General features: G+C 61.9%; 22 protein-coding genes and 1 tRNA gene. 6 read left to right on the top strand and 17 right to left on the bottom strand.

The features are described from left to right. Window positions 1–73: 73 nt before the first annotated feature. Window positions 74–1,492, bottom strand: coding sequence for a MocR-like pyridoxine biosynthesis transcription factor PdxR (gene pdxR / locus AC07VG_RS27100; protein WP_495022214.1), 1,419 nt, complete (start codon window positions 1,490–1,492; stop codon window positions 74–76). 166 nt (window positions 1,493–1,658) lie between these two features. Here pdxR and AC07VG_RS27095 point away from each other — a divergent pair, with 166 nt between their 5' ends. The 3 genes from AC07VG_RS27095 to AC07VG_RS27085 are packed head-to-tail and all read left to right on the top strand — an operon-like array spanning window position 1,659 to window position 3,230. Further along, a complete protein-coding gene (locus AC07VG_RS27095; protein WP_495003718.1) occupies window positions 1,659–2,135 on the top strand; it encodes a carboxymuconolactone decarboxylase family protein in 477 nt (158 codons plus the stop codon). Further along, window positions 2,125–2,577, top strand: a complete 453-nt coding sequence (locus tag AC07VG_RS27090) for a GNAT family N-acetyltransferase (protein ID WP_495022213.1) — start codon at window positions 2,125–2,127, stop codon at window positions 2,575–2,577. Before AC07VG_RS27095 ends, AC07VG_RS27090 begins: the two co-directional genes overlap by 11 nt. Beyond that, the gene (locus tag AC07VG_RS27085; RefSeq protein ID WP_495022212.1) at window positions 2,574–3,230 is read left to right on the top strand and encodes an FMN-dependent NADH-azoreductase; all 657 of its coding nucleotides are present in this window, start codon (window positions 2,574–2,576) and stop codon (window positions 3,228–3,230) included. The genes AC07VG_RS27090 and AC07VG_RS27085 overlap by 4 nt, the downstream gene beginning before the upstream one ends. 178 nt (window positions 3,231–3,408) lie before the next feature. Here the strand turns inward: AC07VG_RS27085 and AC07VG_RS27080 are convergent, their stop codons facing one another. From AC07VG_RS27080 to AC07VG_RS27060, 5 genes are all read right to left on the bottom strand, one after another. Next, the gene (locus AC07VG_RS27080; RefSeq protein ID WP_495022211.1) at window positions 3,409–4,758 is read right to left on the bottom strand and encodes a methyltransferase; all 1,350 of its coding nucleotides are present in this window, start codon (window positions 4,756–4,758) and stop codon (window positions 3,409–3,411) included. Window positions 4,759–4,956: 198 nt separating this feature from the next. After that, entirely contained in the window at window positions 4,957–5,646 is a 690-nt protein-coding gene (locus AC07VG_RS27075; protein ID WP_495003714.1) for an ABC transporter permease, read from the bottom strand. Then, complete coding sequence (locus tag AC07VG_RS27070; RefSeq protein ID WP_495003713.1) at window positions 5,646–6,338, bottom strand: ABC transporter permease; 693 nt, start codon at window positions 6,336–6,338, stop codon at window positions 5,646–5,648. The genes AC07VG_RS27075 and AC07VG_RS27070 overlap by 1 nt, the downstream gene beginning before the upstream one ends. A gap of 66 nt (window positions 6,339–6,404) precedes the next feature. Beyond that, the gene (locus tag AC07VG_RS27065; RefSeq protein WP_495003712.1) at window positions 6,405–7,160 is read right to left on the bottom strand and encodes an ABC transporter substrate-binding protein; all 756 of its coding nucleotides are present in this window, start codon (window positions 7,158–7,160) and stop codon (window positions 6,405–6,407) included. Between the two features lie 13 nt (window positions 7,161–7,173). Next, the gene (locus AC07VG_RS27060) at window positions 7,174–7,947 is read right to left on the bottom strand and encodes an ABC transporter ATP-binding protein (protein WP_495003711.1); all 774 of its coding nucleotides are present in this window, start codon (window positions 7,945–7,947) and stop codon (window positions 7,174–7,176) included. Window positions 7,948–8,475: 528 nt separating this feature from the next. Between AC07VG_RS27060 and gabP the strand changes: the two genes are divergently transcribed. Continuing rightward, a complete protein-coding gene (gene gabP, locus AC07VG_RS27055) occupies window positions 8,476–9,867 on the top strand; it encodes a GABA permease (protein ID WP_495003710.1) in 1,392 nt (463 codons plus the stop codon). Between the two features lie 204 nt (window positions 9,868–10,071). Here gabP and AC07VG_RS27050 read toward each other — a convergent pair whose 3' ends face one another. Together AC07VG_RS27050 and AC07VG_RS27045 are read right to left on the bottom strand one after the other, a co-directional pair. Next, window positions 10,072–10,479 carry a hypothetical protein gene (locus tag AC07VG_RS27050; protein ID WP_495003709.1) on the bottom strand — a complete coding sequence of 136 codons (408 nt, stop codon included), beginning with the start codon at window positions 10,477–10,479 and terminating at the stop codon, window positions 10,072–10,074. A 36-nt stretch (window positions 10,480–10,515) separates the two neighbouring features. Continuing rightward, window positions 10,516–11,469, bottom strand: a complete 954-nt coding sequence (locus AC07VG_RS27045; RefSeq protein ID WP_495022210.1) for an alpha/beta hydrolase family protein — start codon at window positions 11,467–11,469, stop codon at window positions 10,516–10,518. Between the two features lie 158 nt (window positions 11,470–11,627). Between AC07VG_RS27045 and AC07VG_RS27040 the strand changes: the two genes are divergently transcribed. Further along, on the top strand, window positions 11,628–13,049 hold the full coding sequence (locus AC07VG_RS27040; RefSeq protein ID WP_495003707.1) for an aminotransferase-like domain-containing protein: 1,422 nt from the start codon (window positions 11,628–11,630) through the stop codon (window positions 13,047–13,049). Between the two features lie 17 nt (window positions 13,050–13,066). On the opposite strand, the gene AC07VG_RS27035 is transcribed toward AC07VG_RS27040, so the two are convergent. From AC07VG_RS27035 to AC07VG_RS26995, 9 genes are all read right to left on the bottom strand, one after another. Then, window positions 13,067–13,438 (bottom strand): hypothetical protein, encoded by a 372-nt coding sequence (locus AC07VG_RS27035; protein ID WP_495003706.1) that lies wholly within the window; start codon window positions 13,436–13,438, stop codon window positions 13,067–13,069. Window positions 13,439–13,451: 13 nt separating this feature from the next. Beyond that, the gene (locus AC07VG_RS27030; protein ID WP_495003705.1) at window positions 13,452–13,643 is read right to left on the bottom strand and encodes a hypothetical protein; all 192 of its coding nucleotides are present in this window, start codon (window positions 13,641–13,643) and stop codon (window positions 13,452–13,454) included. A gap of 99 nt (window positions 13,644–13,742) precedes the next feature. Beyond that, window positions 13,743–14,642 carry a DMT family transporter gene (locus AC07VG_RS27025; protein WP_495003704.1) on the bottom strand — a complete coding sequence of 300 codons (900 nt, stop codon included), beginning with the start codon at window positions 14,640–14,642 and terminating at the stop codon, window positions 13,743–13,745. A gap of 65 nt (window positions 14,643–14,707) precedes the next feature. Beyond that, window positions 14,708–15,412: an AMP-binding protein gene (locus tag AC07VG_RS27020; RefSeq protein ID WP_495003703.1), complete on the bottom strand. Its 705-nt coding sequence runs from the start codon at window positions 15,410–15,412 to the stop codon at window positions 14,708–14,710. A 300-nt stretch (window positions 15,413–15,712) separates the two neighbouring features. Beyond that, window positions 15,713–15,788: transfer RNA gene (locus tag AC07VG_RS27015), tRNA-Phe, on the bottom strand. A gap of 103 nt (window positions 15,789–15,891) precedes the next feature. Further along, window positions 15,892–16,164, bottom strand: a complete 273-nt coding sequence (locus AC07VG_RS27010) for an oxidative damage protection protein (RefSeq protein ID WP_248798071.1) — start codon at window positions 16,162–16,164, stop codon at window positions 15,892–15,894. Next, window positions 16,161–17,228: an A/G-specific adenine glycosylase gene (gene mutY, locus AC07VG_RS27005; RefSeq protein WP_495022209.1), complete on the bottom strand. Its 1,068-nt coding sequence runs from the start codon at window positions 17,226–17,228 to the stop codon at window positions 16,161–16,163. Before mutY ends, AC07VG_RS27010 begins: the two co-directional genes overlap by 4 nt. Beyond that, a complete protein-coding gene (locus tag AC07VG_RS27000; protein ID WP_495022208.1) occupies window positions 17,225–19,438 on the bottom strand; it encodes an AsmA family protein in 2,214 nt (737 codons plus the stop codon). Before AC07VG_RS27000 ends, mutY begins: the two co-directional genes overlap by 4 nt. Window positions 19,439–19,522: 84 nt before the next feature. After that, a complete protein-coding gene (locus AC07VG_RS26995) occupies window positions 19,523–19,921 on the bottom strand; it encodes an acetyl-CoA sensor PanZ family protein (protein WP_495022207.1) in 399 nt (132 codons plus the stop codon). A gap of 355 nt (window positions 19,922–20,276) precedes the next feature. Between AC07VG_RS26995 and AC07VG_RS26990 the strand changes: the two genes are divergently transcribed. Next, window positions 20,277–21,938, top strand: a complete 1,662-nt coding sequence (locus AC07VG_RS26990; RefSeq protein WP_495022206.1) for an OFA family MFS transporter — start codon at window positions 20,277–20,279, stop codon at window positions 21,936–21,938. The last annotated feature ends 9 nt before the right edge of the window (window positions 21,939–21,947 follow it).

Here is a 21,947-nt window from a genome sequence, read left to right as displayed (position 1 = left end):
GGTTCTGTAAACCCCTGATATCTGACTATTTTTGCGGAGGCGACGTTCTCGTGATCCGCCCACGTCAGCAACCCTAGGCTTTGTCCTGATCCACCGGTCGCGCCGCTTCAATCGCCGCGAGCAACCGGCCCGCTATTTCAGCCGCCTGTTTGGCCGACGCCACGTTGGTAAAGGTCATCAATAACCCGCCTTCCTGCCCGGCCGCCATCTGCCAGCGCGACAGAGGCTCAATCGACAATCCCGCCGCCCGTGCCTGCTCGGCTATCCGGGAATCCGGCACATCAATCAACACCCGCACCAGCAGATTGATCCCCCCCGCCTGCGGGTCGACCCTCAATATCCCACTGCCCACCTCTTCCAGCGCCCTGACCAGCAACGCCCGACGCGCGCTGTACAATTGCCGCATCTTCTTCAGATGCCGGGTGAAGTGGCCCTGGCTCAGAAAGTCGCTGACCGTCGCCTGCAGCAGTTCCGGGCAGCGATTGCGCCACAGCCGCGCAACCTGTTCAAAACGCCCGACCTGTTCCCTCGGAACTACTAGATACGCCAGCCGCAACCCCGGAAACAGCATCTTGCTGAAGGTCCCGGCGTACAGCACGCGGTCATGCACATCCTGGCTCTTCAGTGCGGGCAACGGCCGGCCTCGATAACGAAACTCGCTGTCATAGTCGTCTTCCAATACCCAGCTCGACTGCACCTGCGCCCAATCGAGCAGCTCCCGCCGCCGTTCCGGGCTCAACGCCACACCCAATGGGCTCTGATGGGCCGGGCTGACCACCGCCAAGCGCGCCGTCGGACTCAGGCGAATACCGTGCGCCACCCGCAAACCATCGGCATCCACCGGCACCGGCACCAACTCTACGCCGCGATTGAGCAAGATCTGCCGCGCATGCACATAACCGGGGTCCTCGAACCAGCAACCCTGGCCCGTCATTTCCAGGCTTTCGCAGACCAGTTCGAGCACGGCGTTGTAACCGGTGCAGATAAACACCTGGTCCGGTGTGCACTGCACGCCCCGATACAACCCCAGGTACGTGGCAATGGCCGAGCGCAGCGGTGCGTAGCCTCTCGGATCGCTGAAACCCAGACCGGCGATATCGGTTTGCCGAGCACGTTGGGTGATCAGTCGGCTCCAGAGTTTCCGCGGAAAAGCATCCAGCGCCGGCAGCCCCATTTGCAGGGGCAGCGGTTGATCCTGTTCGGTCGGCGCGGCGCTTTCCGTTGGCGGGCTGGGAGCCGCTGTCACCGGCAGATCAAGGGCAATGACGGTCCCAGCCTGCCCCCGCGCCGTCAGATAACCCTCGCTGATCAGCAGCTCATAAGCCGCTTCGACCGTGCCCCGCGCCAGGTTGAGTTCAGTCGCCAGGGCGCGCACCGAAGGCACGCGATCACCGGGACGCAATTGGCCCTCATCGATGGCGCTACGAATGCGTCGATAGACCACCAGGTATTTGGGCAGACCCGGTTCAGTGGCGGCTTTGGCAATGGGCATGGCGTTTTCCGTGGGCATGCAGATCGGCCGCAGTTTAACCCCATGGGTGGGCGGATCAGCAGCGGTTATGTCCCAAACGGCTTGCTCGATCTTGGCCCTGTTGGCCGATGCCAACGCACCGCAGACTGCCGGCCATGACTTTACCGACCGCAAAGGGGAACCCTCCATGACTCAACGTCTCAACTACTTCGACGCAGCACCCCTGGGCTACAAAGCGCTGTTTGGCGTTAAAAGCTATCTGCAAGGCTGCGGGCTCGAAGCGCATTTGATCGATCTGGTGTACCTGCGGGTTTCGCAGCTCAACGGCTGCGCTTACTGCATCAGCCAGCATTCCCGCGACCTGATCAAGCTGGGCGTGAGCCTCGACAAGGTACTGCTGGTGCCGGTCTGGCGCGAAGGCGGTGCGTTGTTCGATCGCCGTGAATGCGCCGCCCTGGCCTGGGCCGAAAGCGTGACCCGGGTGCACGAGACCGAGGTGCCGGACGAGGACTTCCAGGCCGTTTGCGCGGTATTCGGCGAAAAGGAAGTGGCCGACCTGACCCTGGCGGTCGCCCTGATGAATGCGCTTAACCGTGTGGGTGTCAGTTTCCGCTTGGTACCAGCCGGTGTGCGCCAGCAGGAGGATGTGTCCCATGGGCAATGATCTCGAATACGCACTGATCGAAAGCAAAGCCCAGTGCCGCGAGTGTTTTGCCGTGATGCAGGAGCTACGACCGCATTTGACCGATGTGGAGTCCTTCGTCGAGCAGGTCTTTCGTCAGGGCGAGCAGGGCTTTCGCCTACTGGCGCTGCGTGAACACGGGCAGGTGATCGGCCTGGCCGGTTTTCGGGTGACGGAGAACACTCTGTATGGGCGCTTCGTCTATGTCGATGACCTGGTGGTGACGGCTTCGCAACAGCGTCGCGAGCTGGGCGCCGGGCTGTTGGAGGAGGTGCGTCGTCATGCGCGGGCCTTGGGTTATCGCTATCTGGTGCTCGATACGGGGATGCATATGCCTTTGGCGCAACGCTTCTATTTCCGCCAGGGGCTGTTGGCCAAGGGCATGCACTTTTCCCAGGACTTGAATGCGGGGCCGTCGCAATGAGCCACGCCCTGTTGTTGAATTTCAGCCCCCATGGCAAGGCCGCTCGGGTTTATCGCCTGGCCGCCGACGTGCTGGGCGACTGGCCGGGCATCAGCACCATCATGGATCGCCAGCTGGGCGGTGAACCGCTGTCGGCCTTGACCCGCGACTATGCGACGGCCGTGACTTCGGTAGCCGGTATGGACAATGTGGCCATCCATGCGTCCGAGCGGCAGATCGTCGAGCTCGAGACCAGCGATCTGCTGGTGTTGTGCACGCCGCTGCACAACTTCACGCTGCCTGCCGCCATGAAGCTGTGGATCGATCATGTGGTGCGCATTCAGCGCAGCTTCGGGGTGAACGGTGCGGGGGAGAAGTTTGGCTTGCTCAAGGATCGCCCGACCTTTGTACTGGTCAGTTCCGGGGGCTTTGTTGAGGGAGAAAACGCGCGTCAGCCGGACTTTCTCGCGCCTTATTTAAAGGCGATTCTCAATTCCATCGGCATTCATCAGCTGACGTTTATCTATCTGCAAGGCACCGTCCGTGGTGGTGAGGCGGTTGAGCAAGGCCTGGCGGTCATGCGGGAGGCGTTGCTGAGGGAGCTTCAGGCTAATACGGAAACCTGTAGGCGCCAGCTTGCTGGCGATGGGGCCAGTGAGTCTTGTATCGCCTGATCGGCCGCTATCGCCAGCAAGCTGGCTCCTACAGAGGTTTGTGGTGTTCTCGGGGGAGGGGTGGCAGACCCTGAAAAAGGCGGCGTTATGTCCATTGACCAGAACGCTTATGCACAAGTGGTTGGTCGTTAGCGCGGCGAGAATGCGATTTTGTGGACGCGTTCTCATAAGCGCGCAACTATCTGTTTTTTCGGTGCTTTATTTTGTGAGCAAAAAGTAACCAGACAGCTTTTTCCTCTGTAAGCGTTGTTTTCAGGGCGTCTGTTGGAAAAGAATCAACAGAGTTATCCACAGGCTGCACTACGTAATCTGGAGATTGGTGGCGCTCTGCCATTAGCAGAAGATTGCGTGGCGTCAATGGGCTTTCGCAGAACAGGCCCAGGCGTACGGCGTAGCCTTGCTCTTCCAGGAACAGTGCGCGGTCGAGTACCAGCCAGAGTTCCAGCGGGCGGCGGAACAAGCCGCGGAGCAGTTCCAGATTGCGTACCTGCGCCAGTCGTTGCCAGCCCGCGGTTTCCAATTCCGACCAATTCTGCTCGCCGACTGTGGATAACTCTTTGAGTGCGGCCAGGTCGCGGCAGTAGTCGGCGAAGGGTTTTTCGAGCCAGGCGCTGGGCAGCGAAGGGGTGGGCAGGTAGTCGTCGGTTTGCCGTAGACGGCGCTGCAGCAGGTCGAAGGCCAGGCGTCGGGCCATGGAGCTGTCGCGCTGGCGGCGCACCCGGGCGCCGGCGGTGACGGTTTCGCTCAGGGGCAGGGCGAGGTCGTCCAGCGATAGATGCAGGGTTGAAGCTTTGGCTGCGCAGGATAAAGCTTGGTAGCTCGCGGCGCTGATGCGGTTATAGCAGCAGGGGGCGATTGCCAGTTGCCGGCAGCCAGCGTGGCTGGCGAGTTGCATCAGGCGTACGTGGAGGTCGCCGCAGGCGTGGAGGGCGACCGGGGTGTGCTCGGCGCTCAGGCGGGCGGCGGCATCAGGCGCGAGGACGTCTTGTTGCAGGTGTTGGGCCGGCAGGTGGTGGTGCTGGCTGAGCTGCTGGCCGCTGGCGATCAGGGACGGGTCGTATTCCAGGCAGGTCAGGTGTTGGCCGGGTTGCAGCAGGCGGCGGCCAAGGTGGCCTTTGCCGGAACACCAGTCGAGCCAGTGGCTGGGCGATTGGGCGAAGTCCAGGCGGCTGGCGAAGGCTTCGATCTGTTGCCATTTTCGGCCTGGGACGCCGACGTTCAGGCGCTGATTGGCCGGGGGCAGGGCGCTGTTGGGGAGTGTTCCGACAGTGGTCAACGCCGCGGATTCGGCAGCCAGCGCGGGAAATGGCGCGGGGGCGGCGAGGTGTTCCGGGTGGTTGTGGCTGGCTTCGGCGTCGTCGAGGCTGCGTCGGCGTAACCAGGTGGCGAGTTCCGGGTGTTGGGTTTCCCACGGCAGATGCAGATGGGTGAAGGGGCGTGGGCGCCAGAGGTGTTGGTGCGCCGAGAGGAAGGTGTCCAGGGCCTTGAAGCGGGTTTGCAGGGTGGGGCCTTGGAGGATTGGGGGCATGCTGCGGGTTCCGGGGTGGCTGGGCTGGCCTCTTCGCGGGCAAGCTCCGCTCCCACAGGGGGTTTCAGTCGTACATAAAACTCAGGTACGACTCAAATACATTGTGGGAGCGGAGCTTGCCCGCGAAGAGGCCCTTGAAGCCAGCAAAAATCCTAGGGGCTGGGCGCAGGGGATTTTAAGTCCCTTGCGCCAACCAAGTCACCGCCCCTGACAGGCATCCACCCGCATCCAACGCTCCACCTGCTTGAACGCCTGCACCAGCAGGAACGAGATCACCAGATAGAACACCCCCGCCGTGAAGAACATATCCACGGTCAGGTAGTTGCGGGCAATGATGGTCCGGGTCATGCCGGTCAGTTCCAGCAGTGTCACGGTACTCGCCAGCGAGCTGGCCTTGAGCATCAGGATCACTTCGTTGCTATACGCCGGCAAGCCGATCCGCGCCGCGCGCGGCAGGATGATGTAGATCATTGCCTTGGCCCGCGACATGCCCAGCGCCCGCGCCGCTTCGATCTCGCCCGGCGGAATGGCCTGGATCGCCCCCCGCAGGATTTCCGCGATATACGCAGTGGTGTGCAAGGTCATGGTTGCCGTCGCGCACCAGAACGGGTTGCGCAGATAAGGCCACATGAAACTGTCGCGAATCGCGTCGAACTGCGCCAGGCCGTAATACACCAGGAACAGTTGCACCAGCAGCGGCGTCCCGCGGAAAAAGAAGATATAGGCGTAGGGCAGGGATCGCACATACCAGAGCTTCGAAGCCCGGGCGATGCCCAGCGGCACCGCCAGGATCAATCCCAGCACCACGGCGATGCCCACCAGTTCCAGGGTCAGCACCGCGCCCTGATAGAACTTCGGCAGCCATTTGAAGATGACTTCCCATTCCATTATGTGGTCCTCACAAAACCGCGAGCGGCACGTTTTTCCAGGAAATGCATGCCGGTCATGGCCAGGACGGTCAGGCCCAGGTACATAAAGGCCGCCACCAGGTAAAAGGTGAACGGCAGCTTGCTGAACAGCACGGCGTTCTGCGCCTGACGCATGATTTCTTCCAGGCTGATCACCGACACCAGCGCGGTGTCTTTCATCAGGATCATGAACAGGTTGCCCAGACCCGGCAGGGCGATACGCCACATCTGCGGCATGATCAGCCGGGTGAAGATCCGCACCTTGGACATGCCCAGTGCAACCCCGGCCTCCCGGTGACCTTTGGGTATCGCCAGGATCGCGCCACGAAACACTTCCGTGGCGTAGGCGCCAAAGCACAGGCCCAGGGCGATCACCCCGGCGGCGAACGGGTTCAGGGCCAGTTCGGGGTTACCGAATGCTTCGCCCATTGCGCTCATCAGATTGACGCTGCCGTAGTACATCAGCAGCACCCAGAGCAGTTCCGGCACGCCACGGACCAGGGTCGAATAAGCACCCCCCAGCCATTGCAGCGGTTTATACGGTGAAGTCTTGGCCAAGGCGCCGAGCAGCCCGAGCAGCAGTCCCAGGCACAGGGCCGAGAGCGCAAGCTTGACGGTCATCAGCGCGCCGGCGGCGAGCGCCGGGCCGAATCCATAGAGGTCGATATTCATGGGCAGAGGCCGGCTTTACCAGGGACAGCCGACACCTTGCGTTGAGGTGCCGGCCATCGGGGCAGGTCAGAGGATGCTGAACGGGAAGTACTTGTCGTTGATCTTCTTGTAAGTACCGTCGGCGATGATTTCCTTCAGCGCGGCATTCAGCTTCTCACGCAGTTCGTTGTCCTTCTTGCGCACGGCGATACCGATCTTGTCGCTCTCTTCCACCGGGTTGCCCTTGAACTCGTAAGGCTTGCCGGCCTCGCTTTTCAGCCATTCATAGTTGACGTATTTGTCCGCCAGAATGGCGTCCAGGCGCCCGGCCTGCAGGTCGAGGTAGGCGTTTTCCTGGGTGTCGTAGAGCTTGATGGTGACGTCGTCGCCCAGGTGGTCTTCCAGCCAGCTACCGGCCAGGGTCGAACGCTGCGCGCCGATGATCTTGCCCTTGAGCGAGGCCTTGTCGGTCTTGAACTCGGCGTCTTTCTTGGCAGCGATGAATTGCAGCTTGTTGGAGTAGTACGGGTCGGTGAAGTCGACGGCCTGCTTGCGCTCTTCGGTGATCGACATGGAGGAGATCAGGAAGTCGAATTTTTTGGTCTGCAGGGCCGGAATGATCCCGTCCCAGTCGGACGTCACGACCGTGCACTCGACCTTCATCCTGGCGCACAGGGCGTCGCCGATGTCCTTGTCGAAGCCCACGACCTGGCCGCTGGCATCCTTGTTGTTGAACGGTGGGTAAGCGGCTTCGATACCCATTTTCAGGGTTTCGGCAAAGGCACTGGCGCTGAAGGCCATGGAGACGGCAGCGGCCAGGAGGAATTTTTTGTAGGTCTGCATACGTGTTGCTCCGTTAGCGGTTGCTGGACATGAATTGTTTGCAGCGCGCCGACAGCGGGTGGTCGAAAACCTGCTGCGGGGTTCCTTGTTCTTCCACCAGGCCCTGGTGCAGGAACACCACTTCACTGGAGACCTGGCGGGCAAAGCCCATTTCGTGGGTGACCAGCAGCATGGTGCGGCCTTCTTCGGCCAGGGCGCGGATCACGTTGAGGACTTCCTGGACCATTTCCGGGTCGAGGGCCGAGGTCGGTTCGTCGAACAGGATGACCTTGGGCTGCATGGCCAGGGTCCGGGCAATGGCCGCGCGCTGTTGCTGGCCACCGGACAGTTGCGACGGGTAGGCGTGGCGCTTGTCGGCGATGCCGACCTTGGCCAGCAGGCCTTCGGCCACGTCGATGGCCTCGGCCTTGCTCTGCCCGAGCACCCGCCGTGGCGCTTCGATGATGTTGTCGAGGATGCTCATGTGCGGCCAGAGGTTGAAGTTCTGGAACACAAAGCCGATTTCGCTGCGCAGGCGGTTGATCTGCTTGCCGTCGGCGGCCACCAGCTCGCCGTTTTTCGCGGCCTTGAGCTTGAGTTCCTCGCCATTGACCAGGATCTGGCCCTGGTGCGGGTTCTCCAGCAGGTTGATGCAACGCAGGAAGGTCGACTTGCCGGAACCGGAGGAACCCAGGATCGAGATCACATCACCGTCGCGGGCGGTCAGCGAGATACCCTTGAGCACCTCCAGCTCACCGTAGCGTTTGTGCAAGTTGCGGATTTCAAGCGCGGGCGTGGCCTCAGCCATGTGCGGTCCTCATTGTCTTCTGTCGTGCTCCTGCTATTGGCGGCCTTCCTGGCGAGCGCCAAGCTAGCATAGGGAAAAGCCGGTACAGGACGGATGGGTGACAGGTTGTCGCATCGGCACAGCAGTCTGTCGCCCCATCAACAACCGAACAGCTGTTTGATCTGTCGTCCTGACCCGGCAGTCGCTTAAAAAAAGGCGCGATGGTGCCAGCTTTGGCCAAGGGTGGGAAGGGTAACCCCGCTGAGTGGGCATAGGCTTGCCCCGAAATAGGGCGTTACGCTATTTATTGGGCGTTTCTGGTGCGATTAGAGCGTCTGAATTTGAGTGTCTCGGTAACATCTTGGCAAATAGCCATTAATCTCAACGGGTTACGATTTTACGGTGTGTCGGCTTGCAGGCCCCGGAAACCGGAGATATGTAACATTTTGGCGCAAATCTTGCGTAAAAAATAAAATACGCCCCCGTTGGATTCCTGCAACAAGGTCTCCCGATGTGTAGGGCGCGCTCTTCATTGCAAAGGTAACCTCAATGAGCAGTACGCATAATTCCAATAATTTGGAGCAGGGGCTCAAGTCGCGGCATGTGACCATGTTGTCGATCGCCGGGGTGATCGGTGCCGGGCTGTTTGTCGGTTCCGGGCACGCAATCGCCGAAGCCGGCCCTGCTGTGCTGATGGCCTACGCCGCGGCCGGGACCCTGGTGGTGCTGGTGATGCGCATGCTCGCCGAAATGGCCGTGGCCTCGCCGGATACCGGTTCGTTCTCGACTTACGCCGACCGTGCCATCGGGCACTGGGCCGGTTTCACCATCGGCTGGCTGTACTGGTGGTTCTGGGTGCTGGTGATCCCGCTGGAGGCCAACGCCGCCGCGACCATCCTGCATGCCTGGTTCCCCAATGTGGCGATCTGGGCCTTTACCCTGATCATTACCTTGTTGCTGACCGCGACCAACCTGTTCAGCGTGAAGAACTATGGCGAGTTCGAGTTCTGGTTCGCGCTGATCAAGGTGATCGCGATCATCGGCTTTATCGTGCTGGGTGTGCTGGCGATCTTTGGCCTGTTGCCGACCAGCCAGGTCAGCGGCGTGTCGCATCTGGTGGACACCGTGGGCTTTATGCCCCATGGCATGGGCGCGGTATTGGCCGCGATGCTGACCACCATGTTCTCGTTCATGGGCACGGAAATCGTCACCATTGCCGCGGCTGAATCGAAAGACCCGGGCAAGCAGATCTCCAAGGCCACCAACTCGGTGATCTGGCGGATCGGCTTGTTCTACCTGGTGTCGATCTTCATCGTTGTCGCGCTGGTGCCGTGGAATGACCCGAGCCTGGCGGCGGTCGGTTCCTATCAGGTGGTGTTGGATCGCATGGGCATTCCGAATGCCAAACTGATCGTTGACCTGGTGGTGTTGGTGGCGGTGACCAGTTGCCTGAACTCGGCGCTGTATACCGCTTCGCGGATGCTCTTCTCCCTAGGCAAGCGTGGTGATGCGCCAGCCGTGTCCAAACGCACCAATGACAGCGGCACGCCTTATTGGGCGGTGATGCTGTCGACGGCGGCAGCCTTCCTGGCGGTGTTCGCCAACTATGTTGCGCCGGCGGCGGTGTTCGAGTTCCTGTTGGCCAGTTCCGGTGCCATTGCGCTGCTGGTGTACCTGGTGATCGCGGTGTCGCAGCTGCGCATGCGTCGTCAGCGCATGGCCAAGGGCGAGAAGATCGACTTCAAGATGTGGCTGTTCCCGGGGCTGACCTGGGCGGTGATTGTGTTCATCGTGGCGGTGTTGGCCGTGATGCTGTGCCAGGAAGCCCATCGTGTCGAAATCCTCGCTACGGGCTTGCTCAGTGTGCTGGTGGTGGCCGCCGGGCTGCTGGTGGCTCGCCGTCGCCGACTTGAGAAAGCCGGGCGGGTGGTGTTGAACTAATAAGGGGCTGATGGGGCGGTGGTGATGGAGCTGGCGTAGTTTGTCTGTGGGGTCTTTGGTGTTAGTCAGGGCCCCATCGCCAGCAAGCTGGCTCCTACAAGGGTTGTGTCATACACAAAACCTGCGTAGGACACCGGACTGTAGGAGCCAGCTTGCTGGCGATGGCCGTGAACGATAACGCGGGGCATCTGATACCCCACGTTGCTAGCCGGCGGCTTTCTGTAGCGCCTGCGAGGCCGCCACATAATCGGCCTGGAAGGCCGGGCTCTCGATCCAGGCCAGGGCCGCTTCCTCAGTGGCCTCGGTGGACCACTGGCGGTACTCGATCAGCGCCGAAAGAATAAAGTCCGTCGCTTCTTCCTCACCTTCCTGCTCCAACACCAGCTCCAGCAGCGGGTCCCCCAGGAACACGCTGCACATGGCCAACTGGCTGCCATGCTCGGCATCACGCATTCTTTTGAACAGGTCCGTCAGGTCGACCGAGGCGAAGTCGATCCGGTCGTCGTCCACCGGCAGCGCCTCGACCGGCTCGCTGGCACGGCGGGTCCGGTTCTGCTTGGCCTTGGCTTTCGCCCGTTGCGCGCGTTTGTCTTGCTTGTTCTGGGATGCCATGGACTCGGGTGCTTTCACAAAGAGGTAAGCGGGCAATTATCCTCCGTGAGCCGCCGCAATTCCAATCTTCCCCGGCGTTCCCGCCCGCAGTGCGCCTTTCTCCAGCCAGTGCAGCGCAATCGGCCAGAGCTTTTCCTGGTATTGGCTACGAAAAAAGGCGAAATGCCCCACCTCTGACTCTTCGATATCTTCAGGCGCAATGCGCAGGTGAGTGCGGGCACTGGCGCTGAAGTAGGCCAGCAGCCGTTCGATGGCGGCGATCGTGCCGAATGGGTCGTCGGTCAGGCTGACTGCGAGGATTTGCGCCTTGACCCGGGAAAACGGCAGCGTGGCCAGTTTGCGTCCACTGGGGCGCTTTTCGTAGCGCGCGGTCGGGGTGCTCCAGTCGCGTACCACTCCGGCCGGGGTGTCCTCCAGCCAGCCGAGGCGCTTGCCGGGGAAGTAGCCGTAGAGGCCGGTCAGCAGCGGCATGACCAGGTGCCATTTGCCGAACATCTGCCAGCGGCTGGCGGGTGCATAGTCGCGCCAGTAGGCGAATTGCCCGCCGACGCTGACCACCCGGCGAATCAACGGGCCCGAGGCCGCCAGCCCGACCGCGCAGCCGCCGAAGCTGTGGGCAACGACATCGATGGGCTGGCCGGGGTGCTCGCGCGCCGCCCGTTGCAGCATGGCTTCGAAATCCAGCGCGCCCCAGTCGGTCCAGGACGCCTTGAGCCCGCGCAGCGTCGCCGGGCGCGATTCGCCGATGCCGCGATAGTCGTAGCTGATGACATCCATGCCGTTGGCAAACAGGTAGTCGGCAAAGCGCGCGTAATGGCGGCAGCGCACCGAAGTGGCGGCGTTGATGATCACCACGGGCCGCACGCGGCTGCCGTCGCCGTGGCGCCAGGCGAAACCGCCCAGCGCGAAGCCGTCGGCGGCCCGTTCGATGAACGGCTCGGCGCGCACTGCGTCGGGCGAGAGACAGGGTTGGCTGTTGATCGAGCTCATTGGACGGCTTCCTGGCATGGCATGTGTCTGATCCTTGAACGCTATTGGCGTCTCGATACAGTGCTTGCCGCTGGACAAATCGATGCCCGATACTGCCGTTGCTATCGGATCACGAGACGCTCACCTTCAGACGGCGGCTGTTTCAACAAGGGAATGCCATGTTCCAGATAGACCGCAACAGCAAGACGCTGCTGGTAGACCAGATCAGAAACGCGATCATTGCCCGTATTGAATCCTTTCAGTGGGTCCAGGGCGGGCGACTGCCGTCTGTCCGTGCGCTGGCCAAGCAGCTGGGCGTCAGCATCTTCACGGTGAGCAGTGCCTACGAGGACCTGGTGGCGCAGCACATCATCGAGTCGCGTCCGGGCGCGGGCTATTTCATCCTGGCCTGCCATTCGGTCGGCCCGCTCAAGGACATTGACACGCTGGTGCCGCCGTCCAGTGAGCACTCGAGTTTTATCTTCCGTGCACTGGATCCGACGCAATACGATATTCCCGTCAGTTCCGGCTACTTTCCCCCGGCCTGGCTGGCCGACGCGGTCCCGGCATCCGTGACCGGGCGGCTGATTCGTAACACACTTTCCTGCAGCACTCCAGCGCCGGCGGCCGGCAGCCCGGACCTGCGCGCGGTGATTGCGCGCAAATTGCGCGAAGTCCATATCAGCGTGTCCAGTAGCCAGATCGTGGTCACCATGGGCGCTACCCATGCGTTTTCCCTGCTGCGCAGCATCCTCCTGAGTCCCGGGGATTACCTGCTGGTGGAGGACCCCAGTTACCTGCTGCTGCAACTCAAGCTGATCAAGGATCGCGACTTCAAGATCATCACCGTGCCGCGCTTGGATGACGGTCCGGACCTGGCGGCGATGGAAGCGATGCTGATCAAGTATCGACCGAAACTGTTCCTGACCCAGACCCTGATCCACAACCCCACTGGCGGCAGTACGTCTCCGGAGAAGGGGTTCAAGCTGTTGTCGCTGGCCCGCCAGTATGATTTTCATATCATTGAGGACGATATTTTCGGAGCGCTGTCGTCGCGCCAGACACTTCGGCTCGCCAGCCTGGATGGCTGCGAAAGGATTTTCTATATCAGCGGTTTCAGCAAGGTACTGAGTCCGGCGCTGCGCCTGGGCTATGTGGCGGCGCCAGCGGCCTTTGTCGAGCGACTGGTCGAGCAGAAAATGTACAACTTGCTCAGCGGCTCGGCGATTGACGAAACCATCGTGACCCACACGCTGGAGTCCGGTCGTTATCAGCATCATCTGGATGTGCTGGGTCAGCGGGTCATGCAGGAGCGCTCAAGGGCGCGGGAGTGGCTGGGGGCTGTCGGTGTGGTGTTTGATGAGCGCGGCGCTGAAGGCTTGTTTCTCTGGGGGCGTCTGCCGGAGCAGGTGAATATCCCGAACCTGGTCGAACAGGCCCATCACGCCGGCATATTACTGGCACCAGGCGCCTTGTTCAGCAATACCGGCGAATATGACCAGTACATCCGCTTCAATGTCAGCCACTGCAATCATCCTGGGTTCAAGCGTTTTCTCCAGGCGCATATCGCGTCGGTGCTGCCCATCGAGCACGGTGCCTGAGGGCGTGGCGCGTGAGCTCAGGCGTTGGTCGTGCTGCGTAGGATCTGTCCGCCTGCCGCTTCGATTATCGAGCTGAGCTTTTCATATTGGGCTTCGGGGATGAAGGCGCCGAGGAAGACCGAGCCGAGGCTGCGCTGCCAGAGTTTGAAGTAGCGTTCCAGGCTCATGACTTCGCTCAGGTTCTGATAGGAGAAGATGGTGCCCTCAAGGATGATGACCTCATCGCTGTCCTGCAAATTCTGAATGCACAGCTCGTCATCCACTTCCGCGTTGTTGATGATCAGTCTGATGTTCTCGATCCAGTGCAGTGGCCTGCCGTCATGGCTCAGCCACACGGCGGGCTCGGCATAAAAGGATTTCAGTGCGGCTCCAGTGGTTTTCGTCGACATGGATGGCTCCAGTTCACTTTTTTTCGGCTTTGAACCGCAGGCATGTGCAGTCCAGCGTCCACTGGTTGTTGCTGTCCAGAAGCTCGGTGGACAGTTCGTCGCTCAGTTCATTCAAAAACCCATCTTGAGAGGCGCTGGGCAACAGTGCCAGGTAGCGGCCACCGAACATTTTTAGCCATTGGGCAATCGAACAATCCAGGCTCATCCCGCAACACGCCCCTTTGCTGCGGCTCACCGCTCTGACAAAAAGATGTCGTTGAGATTCTATTCAAGGATGAGAGCGGCTCGACCGCCGAACAGGGGCTCAGGTACGTTTGGACAGCCATACCAAGATGATGACAATAGCGCAGACCAATGGTGTCAGCCAGTTCCAGGCTTCCCCCATCAGCCAGATCGAGAAGCCGAAAGTGAAGAACGGTTGGAGCAACTGCAGCTGGCTGATTCGCTGGATACCGCCGAGTGCGAGGGCACGGTTCCAGGAAAAGAAGCCCAGCAGCGAATTGACCAGCGCCAGGAACAACAAGGCGGCGATACCGGTGCTCGGCAGGTGGGCGATGGTGTTGCTGTCGAAGAGCCACAGACTGGCCGGCAGCAGCACGGGCAGGCTGATGACCAGGGTCCAGCACATGACCTGCCAGCCTGGCAGTTCCTTGGACAGCGCGCCGCCCTGGGCATAGCCGAAGCCCGCCAGGGCGACAGCGCCGAGCAGGGCGAGGTCGCCGACGTAGATGTCGGAAACATTCGACTTCATCACCGTGTACGACATGACCACCAGGAAGCCCAGGCTGGAGATCGCCCAGAACGCCTTGGACGGCCGGGTGCCGGTGATCAGGGTGCCGAAGATCGCCGTGGACAGCGGCAAGGCGGCCAGGACCACACCGCCGTGGCTGACGGGCACGTACTGCATGCCCAGTGCGGTGAGGATCGGGAAACCGTAGACGATCCCGGTGGAGGTCAGCAGCATGCGCTTGATCTGTGAGCGGTTAGGAAACTTGGCGCGGCCAATGAGCAAAAAGGGAATCGCGGCGAAGGCCGCGATCACCGAACGGAAGATCCCGACCTGGACGGCGCTCAGATCGCCCGCGAGCATTTTTGCCGCGGGCAGGGTCATGGCAAAGGCCGCCACTGAGATCAGGCCCAGGAAATAGGCTTGCAGGTCTTGACTCTTGATCTCGGGAAGGCTTGCTACGTTGGCTTGCGTCATGCTGACGGCTCCTTTCGGTGCTGGGGAGGGATCCGGGGCTGGCTGGAGATCCGTGAAAATGCTCTTCAGAGCGTGCAGGCGTCATTGGCGCTGGCCTTCAACCACAGACGCAGCTCCGTCTTGAGGAGCTCGCCGTAGCTGTTTTTGAGCAGTAGGTTGCGCAGGTCTGTCGGGTAGATAGGCGCGTCGCCATAGATGATGGTCTTGATTCCCTTGCCGTCGTGGCCTTGGCGGCGGGCCTGCTCGACCATGCCGGTGAACATGGCGGGGGCCACGAACAAGGTGATATTGCCGAGCCCGCTGGTCAGCTCGAACAGCTCTTCGGCCTTGAAGTCGCGGGATTCCGGGACGATATGGCGAGCGGCCCGACGCACATGGATCAGGCTGTAGAGCCCGGCGCAGTGCGACATCGGTGCGGCATACACCACGGCCTCATTGGCGTCGAACGGATCGACATCGGGCGAACAGTCTTGCGACATGGCCGTCAAGTTGCCGTGGCTGAGCATCACTGCCTTGGCGTCGTCTGTGCTGCTGGCGGTGTAGAACAACCAGGCGAGGTCATCGGCGTGACGCGGATAGGGTGTGCCCGGTGACGAAGTGATTGAGGTGAGTGCGCCCATGTCCTCCCGATCCAGTTCGTGGCAGCCCAGGGGCAGTCTCTCGGGGGCGACAAAGGCGCCGTAGTTGGCGACTTGCTGCCGCCCCTCGAACAAGGCCGCACGCTTCGGCTGGCGAAGGCCGGCTGCGTCCAGCCAGTTGGCGATATTCATGTTTGGCTCCTGCGTGCCTGAAGGACAGGTGCAGACTAATCAGCCTGATGGGGTGAGTACCGGTACGGTTGGGAAGGCGTGCAACGAACTGTCTTGTTGGTCGACCATGACAGTTGCCGGGCGAGGGGATGGGAACGTGGTGGTGCGAAGTGGAAGAGGCCAGTGGCGTTGCGCAAATCGGGCCGTGGGCAGGGCTGCAGGTGAAAAGGATGGGGAGGAAATTCAGGCAACAAAAAACCCGCACTAGGCGGGTTTCTTGTGGGCTTTCAGATGATGCTGACACCACCTGAAACTAATTAGTGGTGCCCAGAGACGGAATCGAACCGCCGACACGGGGATTTTCAATCCCCTGCTCTACCGACTGAGCTATCTGGGCAACGGGGCGCATTAAACGGGTTTTTCGAGGGGTCGTCAAGCACGATTTCAAAAAATATTTAATTATTACCGTCGCTTACGACCCAAAGCTGTTCCAGCCCTGATTATTCGGCCGGCGGCACGTAGCCTTCGGCCTTGGCGTATTCCTCGCCGGAAAAGAACTTGTCCATCTCGCCCTGGATGTATTTGCGGTCTTCGCCGTTCATCATGTTCAGGCGTTTTTCGTTGATCAGCAGGGTCTGGTGCTTCAACCAGTCGCCCCAGGCTTTCTGCGAAATATGTTCGAAAATATCCAGGCCCTTGGCACCCGGGTACGGAGGGCGCTCAAGGCCGGGCAGTTCTTCGTGGTACTTGCGGCACATTACGGTGCGGGTCATGACGACTCTCCTGCATTCAAAACGTCGGCTGCCCGTTTGAGCAGCTTTTTCACCGGGGCGGCAAGGCCCAGGCGCGGCGGGGTGGCGAGGTTATACCAGAGCCAGTCGGCCTCGGCCACGTGATGGGCGCTCGCCTCGACCTGCACCAGCCACGGCTCGATGGCCAACTGGAAGTGGCTGAAGGTGTGGGTCAGGTTCGGCAGCGCCTGTTGCGCGCCCAGTTCCAGCGAGTGCTGCGCCGCCAGGTGCGGCAGGTCGTCGAGGTCGTCCAGCTCCGGCAGGCTCCATAAACCGCCCCAGAGGCCGCTGGAGGGGCGTCGGTAAAGCAGAATGGCGCCCTCGCGGTTGGCGAGCAGCGGCATCAGGGTGCGCTTCTGCGGCACGCTCTTGCGCGGCTTGGGAATCGGGTAGCGGGTTTCCAGGCCGAGCAGGTGTGCTTCGCAGCCGACTTTCAGCGGGCACAGCAGGCAACAGGGCTTGCTGCGGGTGCACAGGGTCGCGCCCAGGTCCATCATCGCCTGGGTGTAGTGGTTCACCCGGGTGTCGGGGGTAAAACGCTCGGCGTTGGCCCAGAGCTGCCTGGCCACCTTGGGTTCGCCCGGGTAGCCCTCCTGGGCGGTGTAGCGCGCCAGCACGCGCTTGACGTTGCCGTCGAGGATCGCCGCGCGCAGGCCCATGCTGATGCTGGCGATGGCGCCGGCGGTGGACAGACCGATGCCCGGCAGCTCGGTGAGTTGCTCGACGTCGCGGGGAAACTCGCCGCCATGCTCGGCAACGACGATCTTCGCGGTCTTCTGCAGGTTGCGTGCCCGGGTGTAGTAGCCCAGGCCCGTCCACAGGTGCAGCACTTCATCTTCCGGCGCGGCGGCCAGGGCTTCCACCGTCGGCAGCGAGTCCATGAAGCGGTCGAAGTAGTTCAGCACGGTGCTGACCTGGGTCTGCTGCAACATGATCTCCGACACCCACACCCGATACGGCGTGATGCCCTGCTGCCAGGGCAGATCGTGGCGACCGTGGCGGTCGTACCAATCCAGCACGGCGCTGGAAAACTGCTCGGCTCTCATCGCTTGAACAGCCCCTTGAGTGCGTCCTTGAGTTCGGGACTGACCTTGTCGCCAAGCTTTTCTTCAAGCTTGTCGTTCAGTTTGTTGCCGGCCAGGCGCGCGGCGACCTGGCCGAGGCCGTCCTTGTCGATGCGGCAGGCCTTGGCGCCCAGCTCCAGCGGGCCACGGCAGCGCAGTGGCCATTCGATCCCGGCGAAGCGTTCGTTGACCTGGCAGGCCGGGTCCGGCATGTCGCTCTTGTCGCCTTCGACGATGATGCCGATGCGGTAGTCCATGCCCAGCACGCGCAGGTCGATATCGCCGTTGCCGTTGACGCTCAGGCCCGGGATATTGACTTTCAGGTCCGGGTTGCTGGCCACGCCGTTGTGCAGGCTCAGGCTGCCCTTGAGGTCCTGGAACGGTGTGTCCTTGCCCCGCGGTTCGCTGCTCAGGGTCTTGCGATTGAGGGTGGCGATGCCGGTGCACAGTTGCTGTTCGAGGTTGGCGTTGAGCAGCAGTCCGTCGTTGAGGGTGAAGCTGGCCGTGCCGTTGAGGCTGTCGATCAGGGCTTTCTGGCTGTTGCCGGTGGCGGTCAGGTCGCTGCTGAGGGTCAGGGCGCCCTTGACCGGCGGTTTCTGTCCCTGGGCTTGCAGGATGCGTTCGACCGGCACCCGGTTCAGCCGCGGTTGCAGGCTCAGGCGTGGCACGTCGGGGCGCACGTCGAGACTGCCCTTGGCGCTGAAGCTGCCGCCGTAGAGCTCGCCGCGCAGGTCGTTGAGGGTCAGCACGCCACCCAGGCCGGTGACCTTGAGGGCGGCGTTGTTGATCGGCAGCTTCTTCAGGGTCAGTTGGTCGAAGCCGAGATCGGCGTCGATGTCGAGGCTGCGCAGGCGTTCGATGGGCAGCAGCTTGTCGCTGCTCCAGGCGCCCTTGGTCGGGGATTCCGGCAATGGCGAGCTACTGGCGATGGCGTTGGCTTCGCTGTTCATCACGTCGGCCTGGCGGACTTTCGAGGCGCTGTCGGCGTCGGCCGATTTCGGCGGCAGGTAGTGGTCGGCGTCGAACGTGTCGCCCTTGAGTTGCACGCGCAGGGATTGCTTGGCGAAATCCTCGATGGCGACGCGGCCAGTGAAGTTGCTGTCATCGAGCTTCAGGTTGAGGCCGTCCAGTACCAGGCTGGTGGGCGTGCCGGTGAGGTGGGTGATCAACTCGACTTTGCTCAGGCTGCCGTCGGCCACGCTCGGCAGGGGCTGGCCGATGCTGTCGAGAAACTTCATCAGGTCCAGCTGGGCAATCGACAGCGTCCCGTTGAGTTGTGGGGTCTTGTTCAGGTCGTTGGCCTTCAGCTCGCCGAGGGCGCGCAGTTGGTTGGCCGACAACTTCAGGCTGGTCCATTCGGCGACGTTCGCCGCCATGTCCACCAGCAACTGGCCCTGGGCAGAGAAAGTCAGCGATTTGCCTTGCAACGGATCACCCGACAGTTCGCCACCGAGGCGCATGTCTTCGAACTGGTAGCGCTTGAGCACACGGTCGAAACGCAGGTTGCCGCTGAGTTCGGTGCGGGCCCGCAGGACCGGCTGGTTGGTGCCGAAGAAGGCGGTGAACTTGACTGGGATTTCCTTGCCATCATGCACCGCGCCGGTGCTCAGCTGGATGCTTTCCGAGGTGATCTGGCGGCCGGTCTTTTCATCATTGAACTCGATCCGGGCGTTGTTGACGGTCAGGCTGTCGATGTCCAGGCGGATGGGTTGCGAGGGTTTTTCTTCCGCCTCGGCAATGGCCGGTTCGGCGGCCTTGGCGGTCTGCGCGGTGATGCTGGCGCCAGGGGCCGGGTGGCCGATGTCCTGCCAGTTGCCGTGGCCGTCCTTGTCGCGGTTGAGCCGCAGGTTCAGGCCTTCGACACGGACATCGCTCATCTGCACTTCACGGCGCAGCAGCGGCAGTACGCGTACCGACAGGCCGAGCATCTGCAGATCGGCAAACGGCTGGGTCGGGGTGGCCAGGGTCGCCACGCTGGCATCGTGCAGCTCCAGGCCCAGCCAGGGGAAAAGGCTCCAACCGATGTCGCCATTGAGGGTCAGCTCAATGTGGGCCTTGTCGCGGGCAATCTGGCGAATCTCGTTTTTATAGTCGTTGGGATTGAACAGGTGGGTCAGGGCAAAGCCTGCCGCCACGATGATCAGCAACAAGCCGAGAAGCCCCAGACCCAGGATTTTGCCGAACGCTTTCATGGGCGAATCCTTGTAGTCAGTGGAATTTGAAATTTAGCTCGCGAGTATAGCGTCACGGCGCTGGCGGCAGGACACGGATGCTCCTTACAGCGGGTCCAGGGCAATCTGCAGCTTGGCCGCCAGCGCCTGGGCCTCGAGATACCCGGCGGGCGCCTGGAGTCGCAGCTGCGCTCCTGACAGTCTGGCCATTCGTGAGGCTTCTGCCACTAGTCGTTCGGCTACCCCGCGGCGCCTGGTGACTTTTCTGACGCAAAGTTGGGATAAAAGCCAGAAGTCCGCGTGCCGTTCCAGGCGCGCCGCGCCCAGCAGGCGGTCGTTGAAGCGTCCGGCGATGAGGCTGCCGTCGGCCAGGGCGGTTTCGATCAGTTGCTGGCCGTCGGCTTGCGGCGCGAAGAGCCAGGGCGGGGCGTCCTGGTAGATCTTCTGCAGGTCCTGCTGGTCCTGGTAGGTGGCTTCGGTGAGGGACTCGACAACGATGGGCATAAAATCCTCGAATGTCCGGGAAGGGCTTTTTGTAGGAGCGAGCTTGCTCGCGATGGTAGTCCAGGCACCGCGGGGTATCAGGCGCCCCGCGTTATCGTTGACGTCCATCGCGAGCAAGCTCGCTCCTACAGGGGTCGGGGGGATGTCAAAAACAGGGCCGTTGCATTACATAACGAGCGTATCAGTCTGGTTGTTCTGTCATGGGTAAATGGTAACCTTTCCCGGTCCGCCCGTCCTTCTGCGACTGATTGTCGCGTAACCAGCATCACCCGATAACACGGCCAAGCCTGCGTGCACCAAGGCCGGGAGTGATGTGTGGCCGGCGGACCATTATTCCAATTGGGGGAGACACTTCATGAGCAGCAGCATTACGGCGGACACTTATGCCGTCGAGCCCGCGTTCCTGTCAAAGGAGCGCATCATCGCCAAGCCCGGTTTCAACCGCTGGCTGGTTCCACCGGCCGCCCTGGCCATCCACCTGTGCATCGGCATGGCTTACGGCTTCTCTGTGTTCTGGTTGCCGCTGTCCAAGGCACTGGGCATCACCGCGCCGGTCGCCTGCGCGCCGGACATGAGCTTTATCACACAGGTGTTCTCGTCGCAGTGTGATTGGCCGATCTCGATGCTCGGCTGGATCTACACCCTGTTCTTCATCTTCCTCGGCTGCTCGGCGGCGATCTGGGGTGGCTGGCTGGAACATGCCGGGCCACGTAAGGCCGGTGTGGTGTCCGCGCTGTGCTGGTGTGGTGGCCTGCTGATTTCGGCGTTGGGGGTCTATACCCATCAGATCTGGCTGATGTGGATCGGTTCCGGGGTGATCGGCGGTATCGGTCTGGGCCTGGGTTATATCTCGCCGGTGTCGACCCTGATCAAGTGGTTCCCGGACAAGCGCGGCATGGCCACCGGCATGGCGATCATGGGTTTCGGCGGCGGGGCGATGGTCGGTGCACCGCTGGCGGCGGCCTTGATGGGTCATTTCGCTTCGCCTGCCAGCGTCGGCGTGTGGCAGAGCTTTGCGGTGATGGCGGCGATCTACTTCGTCTTCATGATCGGCGGCGCCTTGTCGTACCGCGTGCCCCCCACTGGTTGGAAGCCCGAGGGCTGGACCGCGCCGGTGAAGAAGGCCAGCAATGCGATGATCACCCACCGTCACGTGCATGTGAACGTGGCCTGGAAGACCCCGCAGTTCCGTCTGGTGTGGCTGGTGCTGTGCCTGAACGTCTCCGCCGGTATCGGCATCCTCGGCATGGCCTCGCCACTGCTGCAGGAAGTCTTCGCCGGTAAACTGCTCGGCAACGGCCTGACCTTCAGTCAGCTGGACGCCGCGCAACTGGGCCAGATCGCCGCGATCGCCGCCGGTTTCACCGGTTTGCTCAGCCTGTTCAACATCGGCGGTCGGTTCTTCTGGGCCTCGTTCTCGGACTATATCGGCCGCAAGGCGACCTACTTCGTGTTCTTCGCCCTGGGTTTCGCGCTCTATGCGGCGGTACCGAGCCTCGGTCACCTGGGCAGCATCGCGCTGTTCGTGGCGGCGTTCTGCGTGGTCCTGTCGATGTACGGCGGTGGTTTCGCCACGGTGCCGGCCTACCTGGCGGACCTGTTCGGTACGCAGATGGTCGGTGCGATCCACGGTCGCCTGCTGACCGCCTGGGCGGCCGCCGGCGTGCTGGGTCCGGTGCTGGTGAACTACCTGCGTGAGTATCAGCTGAGCCTCGGCGTCGAGCGCGCCGCGGCCTACGACATCACCTTGTACATCCTCGCCGGCCTGCTGGTGCTGGGTTTTATCTGCAACCTGCTGGTGCGCCCGGTGGCCGACAAGTACTTTATGAGCGACGCCGAACTGGCTGTCGAGCAGGCGCTGGGCCATGACAAGGGCGCCGACAGCCGGACTGTGCTGGAGTGGAAGGCCGCTGCGGGCAGCAAGCCGCTGGCGATTGCCGCCTGGCTGGTAGTGGGCATTCCGTTGGTGTGGGGCGTGTGGGTCACCCTGCAGAAGACGGCGGTGCTGTTCCACTAAAACCCTGTC

The sequence above is a fragment of the Pseudomonas sp. GW821-FHT03C07 genome (genome assembly GCF_059420925.1).
This window is presented reverse-complemented; position numbering and strand designations above follow the sequence as displayed.

Bases quoted from the DNA above. Each gene is read 5' to 3' on its own strand.
- pdxR (WP_495022214.1), bottom strand. From the start codon at position 1,492: ATGCCCATTGCCAAAGCCGCCACTGAACCGGGTCTGCCCAAATACCTG.
- AC07VG_RS27095 (WP_495003718.1), top strand. From the start codon at position 1,659: ATGACTCAACGTCTCAACTACTTCGACGCAGCACCCCTGGGCTACAAA.
- AC07VG_RS27090 (WP_495022213.1), top strand. From the start codon at position 2,125: ATGGGCAATGATCTCGAATACGCACTGATCGAAAGCAAAGCCCAGTGC.
- AC07VG_RS27085 (WP_495022212.1), top strand. From the start codon at position 2,574: ATGAGCCACGCCCTGTTGTTGAATTTCAGCCCCCATGGCAAGGCCGCT.
- AC07VG_RS27080 (WP_495022211.1), bottom strand. From the start codon at position 4,758: ATGCCCCCAATCCTCCAAGGCCCCACCCTGCAAACCCGCTTCAAGGCC.
- AC07VG_RS27075 (WP_495003714.1), bottom strand. From the start codon at position 5,646: ATGGAATGGGAAGTCATCTTCAAATGGCTGCCGAAGTTCTATCAGGGC.
- AC07VG_RS27070 (WP_495003713.1), bottom strand. From the start codon at position 6,338: ATGAATATCGACCTCTATGGATTCGGCCCGGCGCTCGCCGCCGGCGCG.
- AC07VG_RS27065 (WP_495003712.1), bottom strand. From the start codon at position 7,160: ATGCAGACCTACAAAAAATTCCTCCTGGCCGCTGCCGTCTCCATGGCC.
- AC07VG_RS27060 (WP_495003711.1), bottom strand. From the start codon at position 7,947: ATGGCTGAGGCCACGCCCGCGCTTGAAATCCGCAACTTGCACAAACGC.
- gabP (WP_495003710.1), top strand. From the start codon at position 8,476: ATGAGCAGTACGCATAATTCCAATAATTTGGAGCAGGGGCTCAAGTCG.
- AC07VG_RS27050 (WP_495003709.1), bottom strand. From the start codon at position 10,479: ATGGCATCCCAGAACAAGCAAGACAAACGCGCGCAACGGGCGAAAGCC.
- AC07VG_RS27045 (WP_495022210.1), bottom strand. From the start codon at position 11,469: ATGAGCTCGATCAACAGCCAACCCTGTCTCTCGCCCGACGCAGTGCGC.
- AC07VG_RS27040 (WP_495003707.1), top strand. From the start codon at position 11,628: ATGTTCCAGATAGACCGCAACAGCAAGACGCTGCTGGTAGACCAGATC.
- AC07VG_RS27035 (WP_495003706.1), bottom strand. From the start codon at position 13,438: ATGTCGACGAAAACCACTGGAGCCGCACTGAAATCCTTTTATGCCGAG.
- AC07VG_RS27030 (WP_495003705.1), bottom strand. From the start codon at position 13,643: ATGAGCCTGGATTGTTCGATTGCCCAATGGCTAAAAATGTTCGGTGGC.
- AC07VG_RS27025 (WP_495003704.1), bottom strand. From the start codon at position 14,642: ATGACGCAAGCCAACGTAGCAAGCCTTCCCGAGATCAAGAGTCAAGAC.
- AC07VG_RS27020 (WP_495003703.1), bottom strand. From the start codon at position 15,412: ATGAATATCGCCAACTGGCTGGACGCAGCCGGCCTTCGCCAGCCGAAG.
- AC07VG_RS27010 (WP_248798071.1), bottom strand. From the start codon at position 16,164: ATGACCCGCACCGTAATGTGCCGCAAGTACCACGAAGAACTGCCCGGC.
- mutY (WP_495022209.1), bottom strand. From the start codon at position 17,228: ATGAGAGCCGAGCAGTTTTCCAGCGCCGTGCTGGATTGGTACGACCGC.
- AC07VG_RS27000 (WP_495022208.1), bottom strand. From the start codon at position 19,438: ATGAAAGCGTTCGGCAAAATCCTGGGTCTGGGGCTTCTCGGCTTGTTG.
- AC07VG_RS26995 (WP_495022207.1), bottom strand. From the start codon at position 19,921: ATGCCCATCGTTGTCGAGTCCCTCACCGAAGCCACCTACCAGGACCAG.
- AC07VG_RS26990 (WP_495022206.1), top strand. From the start codon at position 20,277: ATGAGCAGCAGCATTACGGCGGACACTTATGCCGTCGAGCCCGCGTTC.